Source organism: Mycobacterium vicinigordonae, assembly GCF_013466425.1.
Taxonomy (GTDB): Bacteria; Actinomycetota; Actinomycetes; order Mycobacteriales; family Mycobacteriaceae; genus Mycobacterium; species Mycobacterium vicinigordonae.
In genome coordinates this window covers 3490597-3509155 of the sequence record NZ_CP059165.1, presented here as the reverse complement: position 1 = coordinate 3509155, position 18559 = coordinate 3490597, and the positions used below count along the sequence as shown (strand labels likewise).

Here is an 18559-nt window from a genome sequence, read left to right as displayed (position 1 = left end):
AGTACGCTCACAATGTACGGAGACTTTACTGAGCCGCCTGAGTCGACCAGCGCTGGCCGCGTCGGATCCTGCGGTGACCGCCAGCATCAGTATCTGGGTTTTGCACAAATTGTCCTTTACGGAGGGTCTCAAGCAATTCGCGATAGGGGCCGATCAGATAGACCGTGTCGTCGCCGCACAAACGGGCGTCACGGCGGGGATGTAGTTGGACCGGTGTGTTCGGACGGGTGATTGCGATGACCCGGGTTCTCGTGGATAAATCCACCATGCGCATCCCGTCGAGTTCGCTGCCGGCGACCACGTGCATCGCGCCGACCACAAAGGAGCTTTGCCCAATCGAAAACGTACCCAGTACTTCTAGGCCGATTGCAGCGCTAATGAACCACGGAACTGCCAGCTCGACGGTAGAGCGAACGTTGATGAAGCCGAATCGTTTTGCGATCGCGCGACCAAGAGCGCGGTCGTATACCCGCAGCACGAGCGGAACAGCGGGCCGGATGGTGGCCGGTGATAATCGGCGCCCCAGCATCTTGGCCGCAACGATGCCAGTCTCGATGTTGACCACTTCATCTCGCGTCATCACAGCCACCGCGCGAGCCCGGTCGATGTGCGCCGATTGCAGAGTCTGGCGCAGCGTGGCGTCCCCGTAAATCACTGGCACGTCGAGATCGATAACCGAAGGTAAGAAACGATTGTCGACATCGCGCTCGATGACTGCAACGTCGTAACCATCAGCGGTGAGGTCGCTCACTACACGGGTGCCGAGTGCGCTGAGCCCGATGACGATGATGTGGTTACGAAGGTGGCGAACACGGGGTCGTCCAGCCGAGTAAACAAACCGGCGTGAGAGCAGCACGTCGGCGATGAACGACACGAGCAAGGCAGTATTGATCACGCCCCCCAACATCATCATGACACCGAACAGTCGTAGCCAGGTGTGTTGGTGAAGGAAGCTGAAATCGCCGAAGCCCGTTGTCGTAATGGTTTCGGCGGTGAAGTACAGCGCGTCGATCCATGACATTGGTGGTGAGGCCTGAAAGGTAAAGTGTAATAAGGCCGTCGAGCCAATAACGAGTATCAGCAGCGCAGTCATGATCGGGTAGAACGCCGGGTTGACATCGCTGCGCAAGGCGCGTGCGCCGTCGACAAGACGGTGAATGAGTGGCCGCCGCGAGCGTGTGGTGGTCGGCCGAGGAATCTTGACGCCGCGTGCGGCCACCTCGTCGGCGGTGCCGATCATCACTACCCAGTCGCCCGCGTGAACCCGCAGATCCCTCCCGGGGCACACCACTTCTTTACCGGGACTCGGTGAGTTTTCGCCGCGAATCACCGCGACCGGCGCTAGATCACCATAGAGCTCGCGCAGCGTGGTTTCGCGCGAGGCCTCGGCACCTGAAACCACGAATTCGATCCCCGCCGCGGTGACTGCGTGCGTGGTGCGCGCTAGGCACGCCTCGACAATGGATGCAGACGCGAGTTCGGCCACATCGAAGATCGCGCCGGGCTCGTCATCGTCGGTCAGTGCCTCGCGCAACACGTCGTTGGCAACGCGGGTGACGACCCGGATATCTGGGTTCGCTTCTCGCGCGAGCAAAGCGACTTCGAGGTTTACGGCATCGTCGTCACCAGCGCACACGACCGCCGTTGCGTTGGAGACACCAGCTTCGGCCAGATCGTCGGGGGTATCGTCGGCCTCGTCATCAACGAGCCGCACAACGCGCGCGCCCGCGCTGTTCAGCCCTTCGGTAATCGCCGCTGCCAGACCACCGGTTCCGGAAACGATGACCGTGTTGGTGTCGTCATCGCCACGGAAAGCTTCGGCCGCCGGACGCGAGATCCGCCTGGCCCCCTGTCCTCGATGTCGTGGTAACAACCCGGCTCCGCCGAGCGCAGGACGGCGTAATGCGGTGGCTGTCCCCGCTAAACGGGTTCCGCGCTGGCGTCGGACGCTCTGGGGCATCGTCTACTCCTTCTTCATGGCAGTGGCGCCACGGTATCGCTCGACTACGGGTCGGAGTTGTGAACCGCTATCCTCTTGTCGTAGAGCACAATTCACGCCGCTTCGGTCGGCGGACTGTTGACAATGTGGGTCCACGGCATAGGCGGCAATCGACTACGGCAAGTCGCCGCCACGCGGATGACGCCGAGAAAAGTTGCGCACCAACAGTCAGGTTCGCAAGCGAAGGCCCTGTAGTCGGGAGAATGCGCCAAAGAATATGGCACATCAGTGATTCTGTCGACGCACCACAATGACGCATCGGCCTTCGCCAATCTGAAGTAACTTATCGGGGTGGACATCATCGTCTGACCCGAGTGGCTTGGGCGATGCGGGATTCCACATCGTAGGCGACGATTTGTGCAATCACGCCCGGGATACGGTTGAGCACACCAGCGATCTTGTCGGCGGTGCGGTCGTGCAGCAGCCGGCCCATCACGGGAGCATACGTTCGACGCGGCAGCAGTACGATCACCTTGGTGTCTGGATAGTCGTTGATCGTGTTCCGCACTAAATCTTGGGCTGCCCGTGTGAGATTGCGATCCTCGCACGCGATCAGCCGTAGCGGGATATCCTGCTCGAAGTCCTTCCAGCGCTCCTTCAACAGCGCGGCCTGAGTCGTATCCAACACAAAATGCACCGCGATCAGCTCGTGCGCTCCCAATTCCTTTCCGTAACGGAGTGCCTCAAGCAGGGCGATGTCGATACCGTCGACCAAGACGAAGACCCGTTGGCGGGCGTACTTTCCCACCTCGGGAGGATCGGTGCGTGACATCTCGAGAACAGAGGCCTCGGCGCGGTATTCGCGGTTGAGGCGCATCAGTGCGAATACCAGAATGGGAAAGACGATGACGATCAGCCAGGCGCCTTCGGTGAACTTCGCCACCGCGAATATGCCCACCACGACCGTCGATAACAGTCCTGCGGACAGGTTGATGAGCAGCTTGCGCCGCCAACCGGGCACTCGGCATCTGAGATGGTGTTTGGTCATGCCGTATCCGGCCATCGAAAACCCGGTGAACACGCCAATGGCGTAAAACGGTACCAACGCGGTGACCGATCCGCCGGTAACAATCAACAATGCCACCGCGAGCGCGGTGAGCGTGATGATGCCGTTCGAAAACACTAGACGGTGACCACGCTTCATCAACGGCCGCGGCAGGAAACGGTCCTCGGCAACGAAACTCGCCAACGCGGGAAACCCGTTGAAACTAGTGTTGCCGCCGGTATACAAGATCGCCGCAGTCGATGCCTGGACCAGAAAATACAACACCTTACCGACCGCCCCGTTGCCGAAAACCGCTCGGGCAATCTCAGACAGCATCGATGGATAACCGTTGGCGTACGGAGCGGCATGCGTGATGTGTGCAAGCCAGGCCACGCCGGCTAACAGAAACCCAAGAATGCAGGCCATCACGGTCAGTACGCGGCGGGCATTGAGGCTCTCGGGCTTGCGGAAGCTATTGACGGTGTTGGAGATCGCCTCGACTCCGGTCAGCGACGAACCGCCATTGGCGAACGCGCGCAACACGATGAGCACCGTTGCACCCATGATCAGGCCGCTGCCATGCCCGATCGGCACCGCACCGGCGATGTGCTCGGGGTCGTATCGCGGTAGCGTCCAGAAGATCTCGCGAAGAACGCCGACCACTATCGTCAGCGAGACCATACCAACGAAGAAATAGGTGGGCAGTGCGAACGGCAGCCCGGCTTCCCGCAATCCGCGCAGGTTGGCTAAACACATCAGCAACACCACACCAATGGTGATTTCCAGCCCCCAAGGGCCCAGTACGGGTATCGCCGAGACCACCGCCACTGTCCCTGCCGCGCACTGTACCGCGACGGTGACCACGTAGTCGATCAGCAGCGCCGCCGCGGCAACCTGCGCCACCCTGGGCCCGAAGTTGTCCCGCGCCACCACATAGGAGCCACCAGACCGGGTGTAGACCATGACGACTTGGCGGTATGACGCGGTAACCAACACCAGGATCAGCAAAATAACCCCGGTGATTGGCAGTAGCAGCGCGAACGCCGCCATCCCGGCCGCCGGCAGAAGTTCGATCATGACCTGTTCGGAACCATAGGCAGTTGACGAGATCGCATCCGGTGAAAGCACGCCGAGCGCGATGGGATTCGATAGCCTCTCGTGCTGTAGCTGGTCGGTGAGCATAGGCTTTCCGAGGAAAACTCGTCTACACGCATCCGAGAAAGACACCGATACCCTGTGTTCGCCGGCCACATTCGTCACGGCCACATCCTTTTTATTAACGATCCGAACAGTGCTCAGCGAGTACCCCCAAGTCGTCATGGTGGCCGCCCAAAACGACATCGCATCGTCGAGTCGTCGTGGTCTACGCTCAAGGTGCCGGCGACGCCGGCCACCCCATCCGGCATGGCCGCGGTGGCTTTTGGCACGACGGGGCGGAAAGCCACGGCAGGCGAATTGACCCGTGCAATTACCCGCATGGTCGCATGCCCTAGTTGGGGTACGGGTGGAGCCGACGTGTCGCCGTGCGCATTGAGCAAATGAAATCCGTTGCAGGTCAACGTATCGACTGACCGCTGCACCTGCGGGTCAGCCGATCGCGGTGATCCGCCGTCCAACGGCTCTGCTACAGCATCGGAGGGAAGTATCCGGGATGATGCCCGCGAAGGCGGAGCATCAATACGTCGGTGAGCTTGCGGTGATGATGGGTCGACGACCTTGCAGTGCTGATGCAAAGAATCCGATAATGCGCCTGAGCTGAGGCTACATCGAAAATGTGCGGAGCTAGGACTAGAAGAAAAGGCACATCCCTTATCCGCTTTCATCGCCAACCCGCCTTCTACCCGAATCACTCGTGGGCAGAGGCCATTAGCCAGCGCTGGCGGTTACGGCGGGCTTCATCGCCTGAACGAGACTTTAACGCACCGTAAAGAATGGACGCAACTAGCCAAATAGAGGAAGCACTTGGCAGCGAGCCAGCGACCGGGTCCCGCCGTCCAGCGGCGCGTCCGTATGTCAAACGTCGTGGGCGCCGGTTGTATGGGTGTGGTCGGCTGGCATGGTAAGTGACTTGTCCGCCGTGCTGGTGAATGTGAGCCAGCGCGTTGCACGTTAGAGGCGCCCGCCATGTGTCCCCCGCCGGACCGGCCCCCGCGTCTCTTGTCGCGTCGCGCAAGATCTGGTGGCGGACGGCATCGAAGACGCGTCGTTCACGGCAGCGCAAGGCCTCTCGGTGGCTCTTCCGGCGGCTCGCTTATCGGTAGTACATCCGTCCGGGGGTGTCGCGGATGAATTGGGTGAACATGTTGTACAGGCAATCGCGGGCCACTGTAAATTCTGGCCTAAGCGTCGTCAACGCGCGAAATGTCTTCCGCCGCTTTACTAGCACCTGGCCTGATCTGTTCCGGGAACGCCTCGGGTGCCAGCCGCGTTATCCGGGACCCGACATCGTAGGGCACGATTATCGCGGTCGCCCCCGGGATACGGCTGACGGCACGAGCCATCTTATCGGCGGTGCGGTCATGCAGTAGCCGACCCAGCAGCGGCGAATAGGTTCGCCGCGGCAACAGAACCGTCACCCTGACGTCGGGGTGATCGTCAAAAGCCTTCAGCACCAGCTCTTGTGCCGCCCAACTCAGGTGACGATCTGGACAAGCGACAAGACGTAGTGGAGTGTCATGTTCGAACTGCGCCCAGAGGTCCTGCAATTGCTGTGCATGTTCGGTGTCGATCACGAAATGCACCGCGGTCAGATCCCCGGCGCCCAACTCCTTTCCGTAATGCAAAGCCTCCATCTCGGCGAGATCGACGCTATCGACGAACACAAACACCCGAAGTCGCCTCTCGGCCACGTCGGGGTGACTGGCGCGCGACATCTCCAACACCGATGCCTCGGCGCGGTACTGCTTGTTGAGCCGTATCAGCAGCCACACCAACACTGGAAAGATGACAACTACCAGCCAGGCACCCTCGGTGAACTTGGCCACCACAAAAATGCCGACCACGATTGTTGAAAGTATCCCGGTAGACAGGTTTACCGCGACCTTGTACCGCCAGCGGTAATCACGTTGGGTCAGATGGTGTTTGGCCATTCCGTAGCCAGCCATCGTAAAGGCGGTGAACACCCCAATCGCGAAAAGCGGTACGACGGCGACTACCGATCCGCCCGTGATTATCAGTAGTACCACCGCCAACACGGTCAGCGTGATAATCCCATTGGAGAACCTCAGACGATGGCCTCGTTTGGTCAGTGGCCGTGGCAGGAAACGGTCCGCGGCAACAAAACTGGCTAATGCGGGAAACCCAGTGAACCCGGTGTTCGCCCCGGCGAACAGGATCGCCGCGCTGGATGCCTGCACCAGAAAGTACAGGGTGTTCCCTAGCACCCCGCGGCCGAACACCTTTCGAGCGATCTCGGACAGCATCGATGGATATTCATCAAGATATGGGGTGGCATGGGTAGCGTAGGCAAGCCAGGCGACGCCGACCAACAAGAACCCAAGGATACAGGCCATCACGGTCAGCACTCGACGGGCGTTGGTGCCCTGTGGTTCGCGGAAGTAATTGACGGTGTTCGAGACAGCTTCCACACCGGTCAGCGACGTGCCACCGTTAGCGAAGGCACGCAGCAGGACCAGAATCGTCGCACCCATCACCAGTCCGCTGCCCTGGTGAACGGGAACCCCGCCCACAGTGTGCTGCGGATCGTACTGCGGCAGGCCCCAGAAGACTTCACGGACGAGGCCGGTCAGGATCGTCAGCGCGATCATGACGACGAATGTATAGGTGGCAATCGCAAAAGTCCGACCCGACTGCCGCAATCCTCGCAGATTGGCCACACAAATTAAGATCACCACCGCCACAGTGATTTCTAGGTGATAAGGGCGCAACACCGGTATCGCCGACACGACTGCCAGCGTCCCCGCAGCTGGTTGCACCACGGCGGTTACCACATAGTCGATCAATAAGGCCGCTGCGGCAATTTGCGCGATACGGGGCCCGAAGTTGTCCCTTGCCACCATGTAGGCGCCGCCGGCTCGGGCGTAGGCCATCACGACCTGGCGATAGGACGCCGTCACGAGTAGCAGTATGAACAAGATGACGCCAGTGATCGGCAGCAGCAACCCAAAAGCAGCCATCCCCGCGTTCGGCAGCAGTTCAACCATTATCTGCTCAGGGCCATACGCGGTCGAAGAGATTGCATCCGGTGAAACCGCGCCGAGAGCAATGTGATTCGATAGCCGCTCCGATTCCAGCTGCTCGCTGATCAGTGGCTCACCCAGTAAACGTCGCTTGAAAACATCAGAAAACGACGGCGATATCCGCCATCTGCCAACCATATTCATCAGCTCCATCATCTCGCCGGCGTTGGTTTTAATAAAGCATTCGCATAGCAGCTGGGCGGCGGGCGAACAACAACTCGCAGGCAGCGGTGTGTCTCGGATTGCGCACTTGGGCAGAACCTGAGCGATATTTTCCATGAAAGGCCATGTTTTGCAGTTGTTTTCGATAGCAGTACATTCACGGCTCAGTGTGTGTCCTACGAGTACAACTCCGAGCAGGTTTTCGACCTTTCGCATCAGGTGGGTCCGCAACACATTGACGTCGGTAGTCGTAGATATCCTCTTCTACCGTGTCGGGATGGTTCCGTTTTGTGGCTCGAGTAGCGCATGCTCGGCGACAAGCCAATGACCTGCTGCCGAGATGCACCGGGCAAGGCGCACGGGCGCCACGACGAGGGACCTGTATCGCAAGCCCAGGCTGACGTCGCCTAGTTTTAATCGTCAGCACCGCCGCGTACGCAAGTGCAATTCCTTGGCGAGCGAGCGAAACAGGCGGCGCGGACAAGCCATGGCGATCTGCGGAATGGTGCAATGGGTCGCCCATACGTCTAAGCGAAAAGTCTAACGCGACAAGCTGATTTGTGACCGCAGCTAGGTCCGTCGCCACTGTAAATGATCATGCGCAGCCGCCCCGACAGACCCCGACAGAGCTCGACGATGCTGAGCGGCCGGTCGCACGCGAGTAGCGCCCGTCTGTGTGAAGGACCCGCGCAGAGGACAAATGAAGCCAGCAAAATTGTGTGCAGATCTTGCAGGAGTACAGACTTCCGCATGAGACTTCTACCCTCTCGATCGCGCTTGAGCACTCACGGGGTAGAAGCCATTAGCTCCTTCGACCAGCTGACTGACCGGGCAAAGGTGCGGTAGCGAGCTTCATCGCTGTTGTCTGATTGGTGAGTTTACAATACAGATCCCATACGTGAACAGCCCTTATAAGAGCCAACTCCTTTGGTGCCGGCCCTATTCGCTATGGGCCCGCTGCCCTGCCCTGCGTCTGTCGAGTGTCGTTGAGATTTCGCGTTGGTCGGGCTAACCGTCACGAGCCGGCTGGCTTTGGGTTAGGCCGCAACACCGCCGTCTCGGCGCGTTACGGTTGGCGGGTCCGCAGGCCATCGGTGACGGTGGCGATATAGGCGGTGAGAAGTCGGTCGATTGTTTCGGGGCTCGCGTGCAGGCCTCCGGGTCGCCATGCCAGGGCGAGTAAGCCGTTGAGAGCGGCCCACAATGCGGTGGCGATGTCATCGGGATCGAGGTCGGGACGAAGGACGCCCACCTGAATGCCTTCACGGATCACATCGGCGAGGCGAGCGTTTTGGACGCGGGTGAGCTCGGCGATGCGCTTGACCGCGTCGGGTTCGTTGGGCGGCTCGACCAAAATCCGGAACTCGTGAGGACGTTCGCGAGCGAATCGCGCGTACGCCGCTGCGGCCAGCAAGATGCGGTCCTCCGCTCCCCCGTCGGCGTCGTAGGCCGGATCCATGTACGCACGACTCTCTTCGAGCGCCTGCTCGGCCACGGCCGTCAGAACGGCTGAGCGCCCGCCAACGCGGTTGTAGATGGTCTGCACGACCACATCGGCGCGTTCGGCGACGGCCTCGAGAGTGAGGGCGTCGACGCCTTGGGTGGCGATGATCTCCCGTGCGGCGTCCAGCACGGCGCGACGGTTCGCGGCAGCTCGTTGCTGGGTCCTGGACATCGAACCAGCCCCTGGTGATAGTGCGGGAACGTTCACCACCTCATTGTAATGCATACCACTATTGGAGTGACTTCCAATAATGGAATGTATTCCATATAGTTGCTCGCATGACGCGAACTGACCTCACATTCACCTCAGGCGACGGAACCTGCGCCGCCTGGTACTACACGCCCGCGGAGCATTCCGCCGATCAGTCCCGGCCTGTACTCGTCATGGCGCACGGCCTTGCCGGCGTCAAGGAGATGCGTCTGGATGCCTTCGCTGAGCGATTCACTGCAGCTGGTTATGCCTGTCTGGTCTTCGACTATCGCCACTTCGGTGCCGGTTCAGGCGAGCCGCGCCAACTGCTCGACATCACCAAGCAGCTCGAGGATTGGCGCTCCGCAGTCTCGTACGCGCGCACCCTGGACGGCATCGACCCCGACCGAGTCGTCTTGTGGGGCACCTCTTTCGGTGGGGGCCACGTCATCATCACAGCGGCCCACGACAAACGCATCGCCGCCGCGATTGCGCAGTGCCCGTTCACCGACGGCTTCGCCTCCGCAGTCGCCGTCCCGCCGGTCAGTTCGGTGAAGGTGACCGCCCTCGCCCTGCGGGACGCCATCGGGTCCCGGTTCGGACGATCCCCGGTCATGGTCCCCAGCTACGGCCCACCCGGATCGGCCTCGCTCATGTCAACCCCCGACAGCGTCGCCGGTGTGAAAGCCTTGATCCCCGAAGGGCAGAACATTCCCGGCGACGTGGCCGCGCGCTTCGGCCTCGACATCATCCGGCACTTCCCCGGCCGCCAAGCCCGCAACGTTACCTGCCCGATCTTCTTCGCCATCTGCGAACGCGACACCGTCGCGCCGGCCAAGCCGACCCAGAAGTACGCCGCCGAGGCGCCCCACGGCGAGATCAAGCTTTACGACGCAGGACATTTCGACATCTATGTCGGCGAGCACTTCGAGCGCAACATCAGTGACCAGCTCGCCTTCCTCAAGACCCACGTCCCCGCCAATGTCCAACCGAGTTAACAACTTGCCTGCCACAACATCCCCCATCGACCGAGTTCCACACCACCGACGACCGAGGAGATCCAATGTCCAGTTATGACCTGTCCGGAAAAGTCATCCTTATCACCGGAGCCAGCGGCGGCATCGGCGCCGCGAGTGCGCGCATGCTCATCACCAAAGGCGCCAAAGTAACTCTCGTGGACCTGTCCGACGATGCCGTGACCGCGCTCGCCGCCCAGTTGCCGGCGGGCAGTTCGCTTCCGTTCGCCGCTGACGTCACCGACGTCGATCAGATGAACGCGGCAGTCGCCGCGACCGTCGCAGAGTTCGGCCGCCTCGACATCGTGTGGGCCAACGCCGGCATCTCTAACGATCCACCCGTGACGCTCGCGACCGCCGACCTGGCGACCTATGAGCGGGTCATTGAGGTCGACCTGCTCGGCGTCATTCGCACCATCAAGCCCGCCCTGGCGCAGGTGATTGAGAACAAGGGTCAGGTCGTGATCACCGGATCGGGTTACTCGTTCCTCAATGCAGTGTTCAACTCCGCCTACGGAGCGTCCAAGGCCGGAGTCGAGATGCTCGCCCGCAGTCTGCGCGCTGAACTTGCCCCTCACGGCGCCTCAGCCAGCGTTCTGTATCCCAGCTGGACCAAGACCCCGATCACCCATTCCACGCAGGACGACGAACTGCTGAATCGGCTGTTCAACCACGCATTTCGCGGGCCCCTTGGCATGTTCTCCGAGCCTGAGGTCGTGGCCGCCGGGCTCGTCCGTGGTTTGCAGACACGAGCACCGCGCATGTTCGCGCCGCGCTGGTGGGCTGCTGTCTCCGCCCTGCGAGGCATCGTCAATCCACTAACAGATGCGCTTCTCGACCGTGACCACACGAGCCAGGACCTGATCCGGCAGATCGAGCGCCGCCACCACGCGACCCAAATCTGACCCTCGCCACCGCGGCGGACTGTGGTTCTGCATCGACTTCGGCGACGCGTTCGAGGTCAACGTCGCCGGCCAACTCGCCTCCTCGTATACGACCGTTCCTGACATCCCGTTCCTGCCACAATCAAGGAAGCCACAGATGCCCAAATTCAACCTCGCCGGACGCACCGTCGTCATCACCGGTTCCACCGGCGGACTGGGCACCGCCCTCGCCCAAGCCCTGCGCGAGCGCGGCGCCAACCTCGCCCTGGTCGACCTCGAGCTGGAGTCGGTCGACGCGCAGGCCGCGAAACTCGGACCGCAAACCGTAGTCCGCGGTTGGACCGCCGACGTCCGCGATCTCGTGGCGCTCGAACAGGCAATGAGTGCTGCCGCAGAGCATTTCGGCCGCATCGACACCGTGATCGCCAACGCCGGGATCGCGCCGCCCGCGGTACCCCTGTGGGACCTGGAGGGCACGGATTTCGAGCGTGCGATCGATATCAACCTCAACGGAGTTTGGCGCACCTTTCGGGCCGGGGTCCCCCACGTTGAGAAGACCAAGGGCTACCTGCTCGCCATTTCGTCGATGGCAGCCTTCGTGCACGGACCACTCAACGGCCCGTACTGCGCCGCCAAGGCCGGGGTGTGGGCGTTCGCCGATTCCACCCGACTGGAGCTCCGCGATGCCGGCGTGGGCGTCGGCACTGCTCACCCCACGTTCTTCCCCACCCCGATGATGGAACACGTCCACGCCGATCCCGCCGCCAGCACCGTCTGGGGAGGCAACCAGAGTGGCCTGTGGAAAATGGTTCCGCGCGAGGTCGTCGTGGACGCCATCGTCGACGGCATTGAGAACCGCTCCGATCTGATCGTTGCGCCGAAGGCGCTGTCTGTCACGGCCCGCATCCCCGGCATCGTCCGGCCGTTCGTCGACCGCTTCGGATTCCCGCGAACGACCATTCGCAACGCGATCGCGCTCGCCATACAGAACAAGAAATGACTACCACGATCGTCGCCGTCAGCGCTACCGGTTGCTCCCGCGGATTTGCGCATCGCCAAACAACTTGAGCTCCAACCCCCCTCGCAATACTCCGCATCCGGCATCGACTGAAACGCAGCGGCGAAAGGATACCCATGAGCCACCACAAGAGCAACGTCCGCGATCTCGAATTCAACCTCTTCAAGGTACTGAACCTCGGCAAGATCCTCGATACCGAGAAGGCACTCGAGGGCGTCCAAGCCGTAACTGCGACGCTGTCCACGCACCTGCTTGCCGCCGACGAACAACCCGCCGAACTGTACAAAGTGGGCCTGGGCGCGGTCCGGTTCCTGCCGGCCGTCGGCGATCTGCTTGTCGGCTGGCAGCTTCTGCATCAAGCTCAGATCGCTTTGACCGAACTCGACGCTGGCGCCACAGAATCCGATGTCGACTCCTATCACGAGAAAATTGCTGTCGCACAATACTTCACCCGCAATGTCCTGCCGGCACTCGCGGCAACCCAAGCCATCATCGACGCCGGAGACGGCAAGATCATGGAACTCGACGACACGGTGTTCTGACATGGCTAGCGTCGACGTTTCACCACTAGTGTCATTGCGCACCGAAGTCGGCCCGTTACAAGAGATCCTCGCCAGCATTAGCAACAAGTGGGTCGCCACGGTGTTCGACCTGCTCACCGGTACAACAGAACTCAGTTATGGCGAGCTTCATCGGCGATCGAAGGGCGCATCCCGCAAAATGCTGTCGGCAACATTGCGCGATCTCGTGCGAGACGGACTAGTGCAGCGCCGGCCCGAAACAGGTTCCGTTCCCAACCGCGTCTACTACCGTTTGAGCGAGCTGGGGAGATCCTTGGTCGCCACGCTCGATGGGCTCCGGGAATGGGCCGACAACCACATGGAACTCATCGATGAGGCACGGCGAACTTACTACGCTCCTGCCGAACCGAGAAGCAGGTAACCGCAGCGGGGTGTCGTCGAACCCCACCGCATCCCCCATGCCGGGCTACATGGCCTCACTCAGATCGGCGATGCTCCCGAATAGGAGCGGCTCACGCCGATCACGACGTCGACAGCGCAACCGTTGCTCGGTCGTGGCTTAGGGCGGGAAGAGGCCGCCAGGCATGCTTCAACGATTGACGTCGACGGGAGCTCTGCGACGTCAAGTCGCGCGCCGAGTTCGTCATCGTCGTTGAGTGCCTCGCGGAGCACATCGTTGGCTACACGAGCGATGTATTGATGTTGGGATTGGCTTTCTATGCAATAAAAGCGATTTCGATGTTTTTCACATGTCGTCGCCGGTGCGCAGGACCTCCTACGCTTGGGCGAGGCCGGCATCGGCAAGGTCGTCGGAAGTACTGGCGACCTCCGACGATCCGGACAACGTGCGACCCAGCGCTTTCTAGCCCGTCAATGATCGCCGCCGTTAGTCCACCGTTACCAGCCACTATGACGATCCTCATGCCGTTTGTCACTACGGCTTCGCCAACGGCGCGGTAGCGGCCCCGCCAGCTATCGGTGGTCTCGCGGCGTGAACTCTGTCCGGCCCAACATCCGTCCATTGCGACGTGCTGGTCAGCTGACGCTGATCAACGACGGCTCGGCCCGGTCAAGGTAAGAGAAGAGCCACGTGAGCGCACTGCTTGGACAGCACAAGCGCACCTAGGTGCCGTCAAAAGCGTCGGCGTCCCTGCGATGCTTCGTCACAAGTTAAGCGCATTGCATTGAACTAAACCTTCAGCCACCATTAACATCACGTTCAGGTGATGAGGCTCGCCTTTAACCGCCGACACCGGCTGATGGCTTCTACCGCAAGCATGTTTGAGGTAGAAGCGGGGGCCCGTGACACCGATTGTCATCGTCAGCGGAATCAATACAGATCCTTCGCGACGTCGGTCCGGCCGATTCCGCCGAGGAGCGTTGTCCGGGGCTGACAACACGCAGCGATGCTGTCAGCAGGCCGTCAAGCGATCTCTCGTTGGCCGGTTGCACTCGGCCGGACTGTCTCTCGCCGGGCAGCTGCGCTCCTTGCAAGATGGCCAGCAGCCTTGCCCGCCACCGCACATCGGCATCCAAACCATACGATCGGCAACCGGTCGATGTCGCGTGTCGCAACGTAACTCAGGGCGCTGGCCAGGGACTTGGCGGATAGCAGTTCAGCGATGAGCGGCCGAGATGCGATTGCTGCGGAGTCGGCCCCTGACGTCATGTCCGCCGCGTTCAACCAGGCGTCGAGCCTGACGCCGCTGCGGTCTGCTTGCCGATGGAGCGTGACTCACGTTGGCGCAGTTCGTCTCTCGTTTTTTGTCGCACCGAGAACGTACCTACGCGTCCTCGTCGCGCATCAACGCGCTCACTGCCGCTGGCTAGAGAAAGGGCAAGACAATGGATTTCGCGACGCTACCGCCCGAAGTAAACTCGGGGAGAATGTACGCCGGTCCGGGGTCGGGACCAATGCTGGCCGCTGCGGGAGCGTGGGATGCCCTAGCCGCCGAACTCACCTCGACGGCGGCGTCCTACGAATCGGTGGTTTCAGGGCTGGCCAGTGAATCCTGGCTGGGACCCGCGGCCACGTCAATGGCATCAGCGGTCGCACCATATGTCGCGTGGATGAAAACAACTGCGGCGCAAGCCGAGCAAACCGCCACGCAGGCCAACGCGGCGGCTATCGCATATGAGACAGCGTTTGCGATGACGGTGCCGCCGCCGGTGATCGCGGCGAACCGTAGCCTGCTGATGGCGCTGATAGCCACGAACATCCTGGGTCAAAACACGCCGGCCATCGCAGCTACGGAAACGGATTATGCGGAGATGTGGGCACAGGATGCGGCTGCAATGTACGGTTACGCGGGCTCGTCGGCCGCCGCATCGACGTTGGCACCGTTCACGGCTCCTTCGCCGACTACCGAACCGGCCGGGCCGGTTAGCCAATCCGCTGCGACCGGACAGGCCATTGCGTCGAACGGACCGCAGCTGATGTCGGCGGTTCCCCAGGCACTGCAGGGACTTGCAGCGGCACCGGCGGCAGTGGCGGCTGCTGATCCGGCGGACTCGCTCACCGAACTGCTCACGCTTCTGACATTGATTATCATCCCCCTGACCGCGATCGATATTCCTATTGCGACAACCAGCGCCACCGCGTCGACGACCAGCGCTACCGCGTCATTCACGTCGGCGGCAACGTCATATCGAGGCTTCATGATCAATGCCGACCGTGATTACGCCCAAGGTAAGGGCCCTTACACCGGTTACGGCCCAGGCGGTGCCATGGTGCCCCAGTGGATATTTGGTGGCCCAAACGCTCTGGCCGACGCGTTGACCCCGACGCCGGTAACGGTGGCTGCCGATATGGGATTGGGAACCAGAGTCGGGGCGCTGTCTGTGCCGTCGGGTTGGTCAACGGCGGCACCAGCTTTTCGACCCATGGCCTATGCGCTACCGATCACGGCGGTAGATGCCGCGTCCGGGATGGTCACTGCTGGTTCCGGCAACCTGTTCGCCGACATGGCATTGGCCGGTTTAGCCGGGCGGGCTGTCGGCGCCACCGCAACTCAAGGTCGTGGAAATGAGTGCCTCCGGGTGCCGAGCCCTGAACGCCAGGAAACAGCACCGCCGACACCGCCTGACTCAGTAGCCGAAATTGCCGCCGAACTCGGCGCGCTTGCCGCGCGAGCGCAATCGCTGCTCGCCAAACTCGCCGAGGCGGGATGTGTGAGCGCCGAGGAGGCGACCCAGCGTAAGCAACGATTCCTCGGTTCGTAGGCAGGAGCTCTGGACATGTCACCGATGAGATATCACGCAAGGCCTAGCAGTAGCGCATCCATGAGCGATCGCAGTGGTGACCTTGTTGGCCCGAACGTGCTTGCCTGCAACGTATGAGTGCTGACATCAGCCGTGGCGGTCGCGAGTCCGACGACGAATCTCAACAGAGGTGGTTCACCGCCGGTGTGGGTGCCGTCGGAGCATCCAGTTTCTTCTCCGATACCGGTCACGAGATCACAACATCGCTCTTGCCCGCTTTCCTAACCGGCACACTCGGCGCCTCAGCGGCGGCGCTCGGTGTGATCGACGGAATTAGCGACGCTTTAGTCGGTGTCATGAAGCTGGTCGGCGGTCCGATGGCCAACGACCCAGACAAACGGGGGAAGGTCGCCTCGGGCGGATACCTTGGCACCGCATTGGCGACTGGAGCTATTGGTGCGGCCATCACGGTGTGGCAAGTGGGTGTACTGCGCGCCGTCGCGTGGTTATCCCGCGGCCTACGGTCCCCAGCGCGCGACGCTCTTTTGGCATCGCTGAGTCCAGAATCGGCCCACGGAAGGGCATTCGGGCTGGAGAGAGCTGGTGACAATCTCGGTGCGGTAGCCGGGCCGTTACTGGCCGCGGGGCTGGTGGCCTGGCTCGGGGTGCGACCAGCGCTCGTCCTTGCTGCTATCCCTGGCTTGTGTGCCGCAGTGGCGATCACCATGGCCGCCCGGCAAGCTCGCCGAGTAATTCCCGCTAAGAACCGATCCGTGCCAAGACGATTCGAGGTCTCCGGGTTACGCGACGCTGGCATGCTGCGGGCACTGCTGCCGGTGGCGGTGTTCGAGTTTGGCAACGTCGCGACCACGTTGTTGATTCTTCGTGCAACGCAACTACTTAGTGCCCCGCAACGCACGATCACTGCCGCGGCATCGCTGGCAATTCTCCTTTACGCCGCGCACAACGTAGTGGCGACGCTGGCGTCGTTGGCGGCCGGGAGATGGTACGACCGGAGTGGCCCGCGGGCGGTCTTTGCCGCGGGCGCCGGGGTCTACGTCGGTTCTTACGTTGTGTTCGCCACCGGAGCGCACAGTGTGCTCGTCGTGGCGTTGGGCTTTTCGTTGGCGGGAGCTGGAATCGGCCTGGCCGAGCCGACGCAGTCGGCCGTCGTTTCTCAGTGTCTTCCAGATCGCCTGCGAGGCTCTGGGTTCGGCGTGCTGGGGGCTGTTCAGGCTATGGGTGACGTGGTGGCGACCGTCGTAGCAGGGATACTTTATACGGTGGTCAGCGCAGAGGCCGCTTTCCTATATGCGGCCGCGTGGATGGTGGTGGCCGTCGTCGTCGCAGGAATGTTGCGTCCATCGCGGGAATAGCTCCCGAGTGGGCCGGTCGACCCTACGATTTGGCGGCTGAGGTCACTTCGCGTGCGGCCTCGGTGAATATCCGCCTGAATGAGTCCTGGCCGTAGCTGGTTGACTCCGGTTGTCCCGGCGCTAGGCGGAACGTCCGTACACCGTCGTCGCGACGTTGGGCTCGCAAGAATAAGGAGCTGGGATCACCTTGGGAGCTGAGACGATGCGCGAGGTCATACAGATGGGTGACGAACACGACTTTGACGCCGTTCTCAACCATCGCACTTATCACGTCGCGGGCGATCTGCGATCCCTCCCGCTCATTGGTCGAAGCGAAAGACTCATTGCACAGCAGCATTGATGTAGAGCCAACGAAGTCAGCAATGTCACTCATGCGGGCAAGTTCTTCGTCGAGCTTGCCGTGGGCGTGGCTGTCGTCTTCCTCGCGTTTGAAGTGGGTGAAGACAGCGTCACAGATGTTGGCCTGAAACGACGTTGCGGTGACGAACATGCCGGCTTGCATCATCACCTGTGCGGCACCGATGCTACGCAAAGTCGTCGACTTTCCACCCTCATTGGCCCCAGTGAGCATGATCAATGACTTCCCGACAGCATCGATGTCATTTCCGATCACCCGTTTAGTGGCGGTCAGGCAAAGGCCCACATCACGCAGGTCGCGACAGCAGAACCGGCGCGAGGCCATCGGCGTAGGAGTCGGAAAGCAGCAGGGCGCATTCACTTTCATGAGCTGTTTATAGAGATTGGCACATGCCAAATAAAACCCCAGTTCGGTGCGTAGCCGGGCAAAAAATCCCTCGACGTGATCCGCGGATCGAGTGACGGTGTTGGCGATGTCATTGATTGCACGCCCGGCCAACTCGATGAGCGCCTTTGCCCCGGCCTCGTCGCGGTCATCGACGACGAATCCACAACTGCCACCGTGGTTTCCGGTTAGTTTGTCCCACCAATTGCGGTTGGGTGGCTGATGAAGAAGATAATCTGTGCCCTTATTGCCTAGTCCCAGCGCGGCGCTGAGCATCACACCTCGCGGCAGGTGCAACTCGCGAAGGTCTGCGTCGAACTGCTCGAGGTACTCGTCGCAGAGCTGGATGCGGATCATGTCAAGTAGCTGCCGAAATCCGAACGAGCTGAAACTGTTGCCGTGCTTGTTGGCCAGGGCTTGCAGCTGCCGGAGATTGCCCACTAGGATTTCAAGGATCCTGACAGAGCGGCGCAGGATTGCTTGCGGGTCGCGGGACATCAAACCCCCAAGGAACACTTTGCGACGGACTTGGACACCGTCGAGCGCTATGTCGTACATCTGCTGCACCAGCGCGCGATTTGCCAGACAATCTGCCAAGACCTGCTGTCGGTAGACAATGACGTTGGGGTCGCAGACCGTCAGTGGAACGATCTTTTTAGCGGTTTCGAGCAAGAACTCATCGCCGCCGGCCATGGCTTGGTAGACGCGCGGTAGTTCCAGGTCCTCATCGACCAGGTTCTGCAATTGCCAGGGAAGCCGCGGC

Annotated in this window: 10 protein-coding genes, 2 pseudogenes and 2 riboswitches; of the genes and pseudogenes, 7 read left to right on the top strand and 5 right to left on the bottom strand. The window is 61.4% G+C overall.

The features are described from left to right. Positions 1-25 precede the first annotated feature (25 nt). The 4 genes and pseudogenes from H0P51_RS15890 to H0P51_RS15875 form a co-directional block, all read right to left on the bottom strand. Positions 26-1960 carry an NAD-binding protein gene (locus H0P51_RS15890; RefSeq protein ID WP_180913768.1) on the bottom strand — a complete coding sequence of 645 codons (1935 nt, stop codon included), beginning with the start codon at positions 1958-1960 and terminating at the stop codon, positions 26-28. A 355-nt stretch (positions 1961-2315) separates the two neighbouring features. Next, positions 2316-4304 (bottom strand): annotated as a pseudogene (locus tag H0P51_RS15885) (APC family permease); the annotation flags it as partial. Positions 4305-4834: 530 nt separating this feature from the next. After that, a riboswitch (Fluoride riboswitch) is annotated at positions 4835-4896 on the bottom strand. Positions 4897-5406: 510 nt separating this feature from the next. Next, positions 5407-7327, bottom strand: a pseudogene (locus H0P51_RS15880) (APC family permease); the annotation flags it as partial. Positions 7328-8411: 1084 nt separating this feature from the next. Continuing rightward, positions 8412-9020 carry a TetR/AcrR family transcriptional regulator gene (locus H0P51_RS15875; protein ID WP_180913766.1) on the bottom strand — a complete coding sequence of 203 codons (609 nt, stop codon included), beginning with the start codon at positions 9018-9020 and terminating at the stop codon, positions 8412-8414. Between the two features lie 107 nt (positions 9021-9127). On the opposite strand from H0P51_RS15875, the gene H0P51_RS15870 reads away from it, so the two are divergent. From H0P51_RS15870 to H0P51_RS15840, 7 genes are all read left to right on the top strand, one after another. Beyond that, positions 9128-10036, top strand: coding sequence for an alpha/beta hydrolase (locus H0P51_RS15870; protein WP_180913765.1), 909 nt, complete (start codon positions 9128-9130; stop codon positions 10034-10036). 65 nt (positions 10037-10101) lie between these two features. Then, positions 10102-10959, top strand: a complete 858-nt coding sequence (locus tag H0P51_RS15865; protein ID WP_180913764.1) for an SDR family NAD(P)-dependent oxidoreductase — start codon at positions 10102-10104, stop codon at positions 10957-10959. Positions 10960-11095: 136 nt separating this feature from the next. After that, the gene (locus H0P51_RS15860; RefSeq protein ID WP_180913763.1) at positions 11096-11938 is read left to right on the top strand and encodes an SDR family NAD(P)-dependent oxidoreductase; all 843 of its coding nucleotides are present in this window, start codon (positions 11096-11098) and stop codon (positions 11936-11938) included. Positions 11939-12072: 134 nt separating this feature from the next. Beyond that, the gene (locus H0P51_RS15855; RefSeq protein ID WP_180913762.1) at positions 12073-12498 is read left to right on the top strand and encodes an acyl-CoA dehydrogenase C-terminal domain-containing protein; all 426 of its coding nucleotides are present in this window, start codon (positions 12073-12075) and stop codon (positions 12496-12498) included. A 1-nt stretch (position 12499) separates the two neighbouring features. After that, positions 12500-12898 (top strand): winged helix-turn-helix transcriptional regulator, encoded by a 399-nt coding sequence (locus tag H0P51_RS15850; RefSeq protein WP_180913761.1) that lies wholly within the window; start codon positions 12500-12502, stop codon positions 12896-12898. 792 nt (positions 12899-13690) lie between these two features. Then, positions 13691-13753: riboswitch (Fluoride riboswitch) on the top strand. Between the two features lie 569 nt (positions 13754-14322). Then, positions 14323-15699: a PPE family protein gene (locus H0P51_RS15845; RefSeq protein ID WP_180913760.1), complete on the top strand. Its 1377-nt coding sequence runs from the start codon at positions 14323-14325 to the stop codon at positions 15697-15699. Between the two features lie 113 nt (positions 15700-15812). Continuing rightward, complete coding sequence (locus H0P51_RS15840) at positions 15813-17054, top strand: MFS transporter (protein ID WP_180913759.1); 1242 nt, start codon at positions 15813-15815, stop codon at positions 17052-17054. A gap of 22 nt (positions 17055-17076) precedes the next feature. Here the strand turns inward: H0P51_RS15840 and H0P51_RS15835 are convergent, their stop codons facing one another. Then, positions 17077-18540 carry a MutS-related protein gene (locus H0P51_RS15835; RefSeq protein ID WP_246397996.1) on the bottom strand — a complete coding sequence of 488 codons (1464 nt, stop codon included), beginning with the start codon at positions 18538-18540 and terminating at the stop codon, positions 17077-17079. Between the last annotated feature and the right edge of the window lie 19 nt (positions 18541-18559).

Excerpts from the sequence above, each read along its gene's own strand:
- H0P51_RS15865 (WP_180913764.1), top strand. The coding sequence starts at position 10,102 with ATGTCCAGTTATGACCTGTCCGGAAAAGTCATCCTTATCACCGGAGCC.
- H0P51_RS15870 (WP_180913765.1), top strand. The coding sequence starts at position 9,128 with ATGACGCGAACTGACCTCACATTCACCTCAGGCGACGGAACCTGCGCC.
- H0P51_RS15855 (WP_180913762.1), top strand. The coding sequence starts at position 12,073 with ATGAGCCACCACAAGAGCAACGTCCGCGATCTCGAATTCAACCTCTTC.
- H0P51_RS15850 (WP_180913761.1), top strand. The coding sequence starts at position 12,500 with ATGGCTAGCGTCGACGTTTCACCACTAGTGTCATTGCGCACCGAAGTC.
- H0P51_RS15860 (WP_180913763.1), top strand. The coding sequence starts at position 11,096 with ATGCCCAAATTCAACCTCGCCGGACGCACCGTCGTCATCACCGGTTCC.
- H0P51_RS15840 (WP_180913759.1), top strand. The coding sequence starts at position 15,813 with ATGAGTGCTGACATCAGCCGTGGCGGTCGCGAGTCCGACGACGAATCT.
- H0P51_RS15890 (WP_180913768.1), bottom strand. The coding sequence starts at position 1,960 with ATGCCCCAGAGCGTCCGACGCCAGCGCGGAACCCGTTTAGCGGGGACA.
- H0P51_RS15845 (WP_180913760.1), top strand. The coding sequence starts at position 14,323 with ATGGATTTCGCGACGCTACCGCCCGAAGTAAACTCGGGGAGAATGTAC.
- H0P51_RS15875 (WP_180913766.1), bottom strand. The coding sequence starts at position 9,020 with ATGTCCAGGACCCAGCAACGAGCTGCCGCGAACCGTCGCGCCGTGCTG.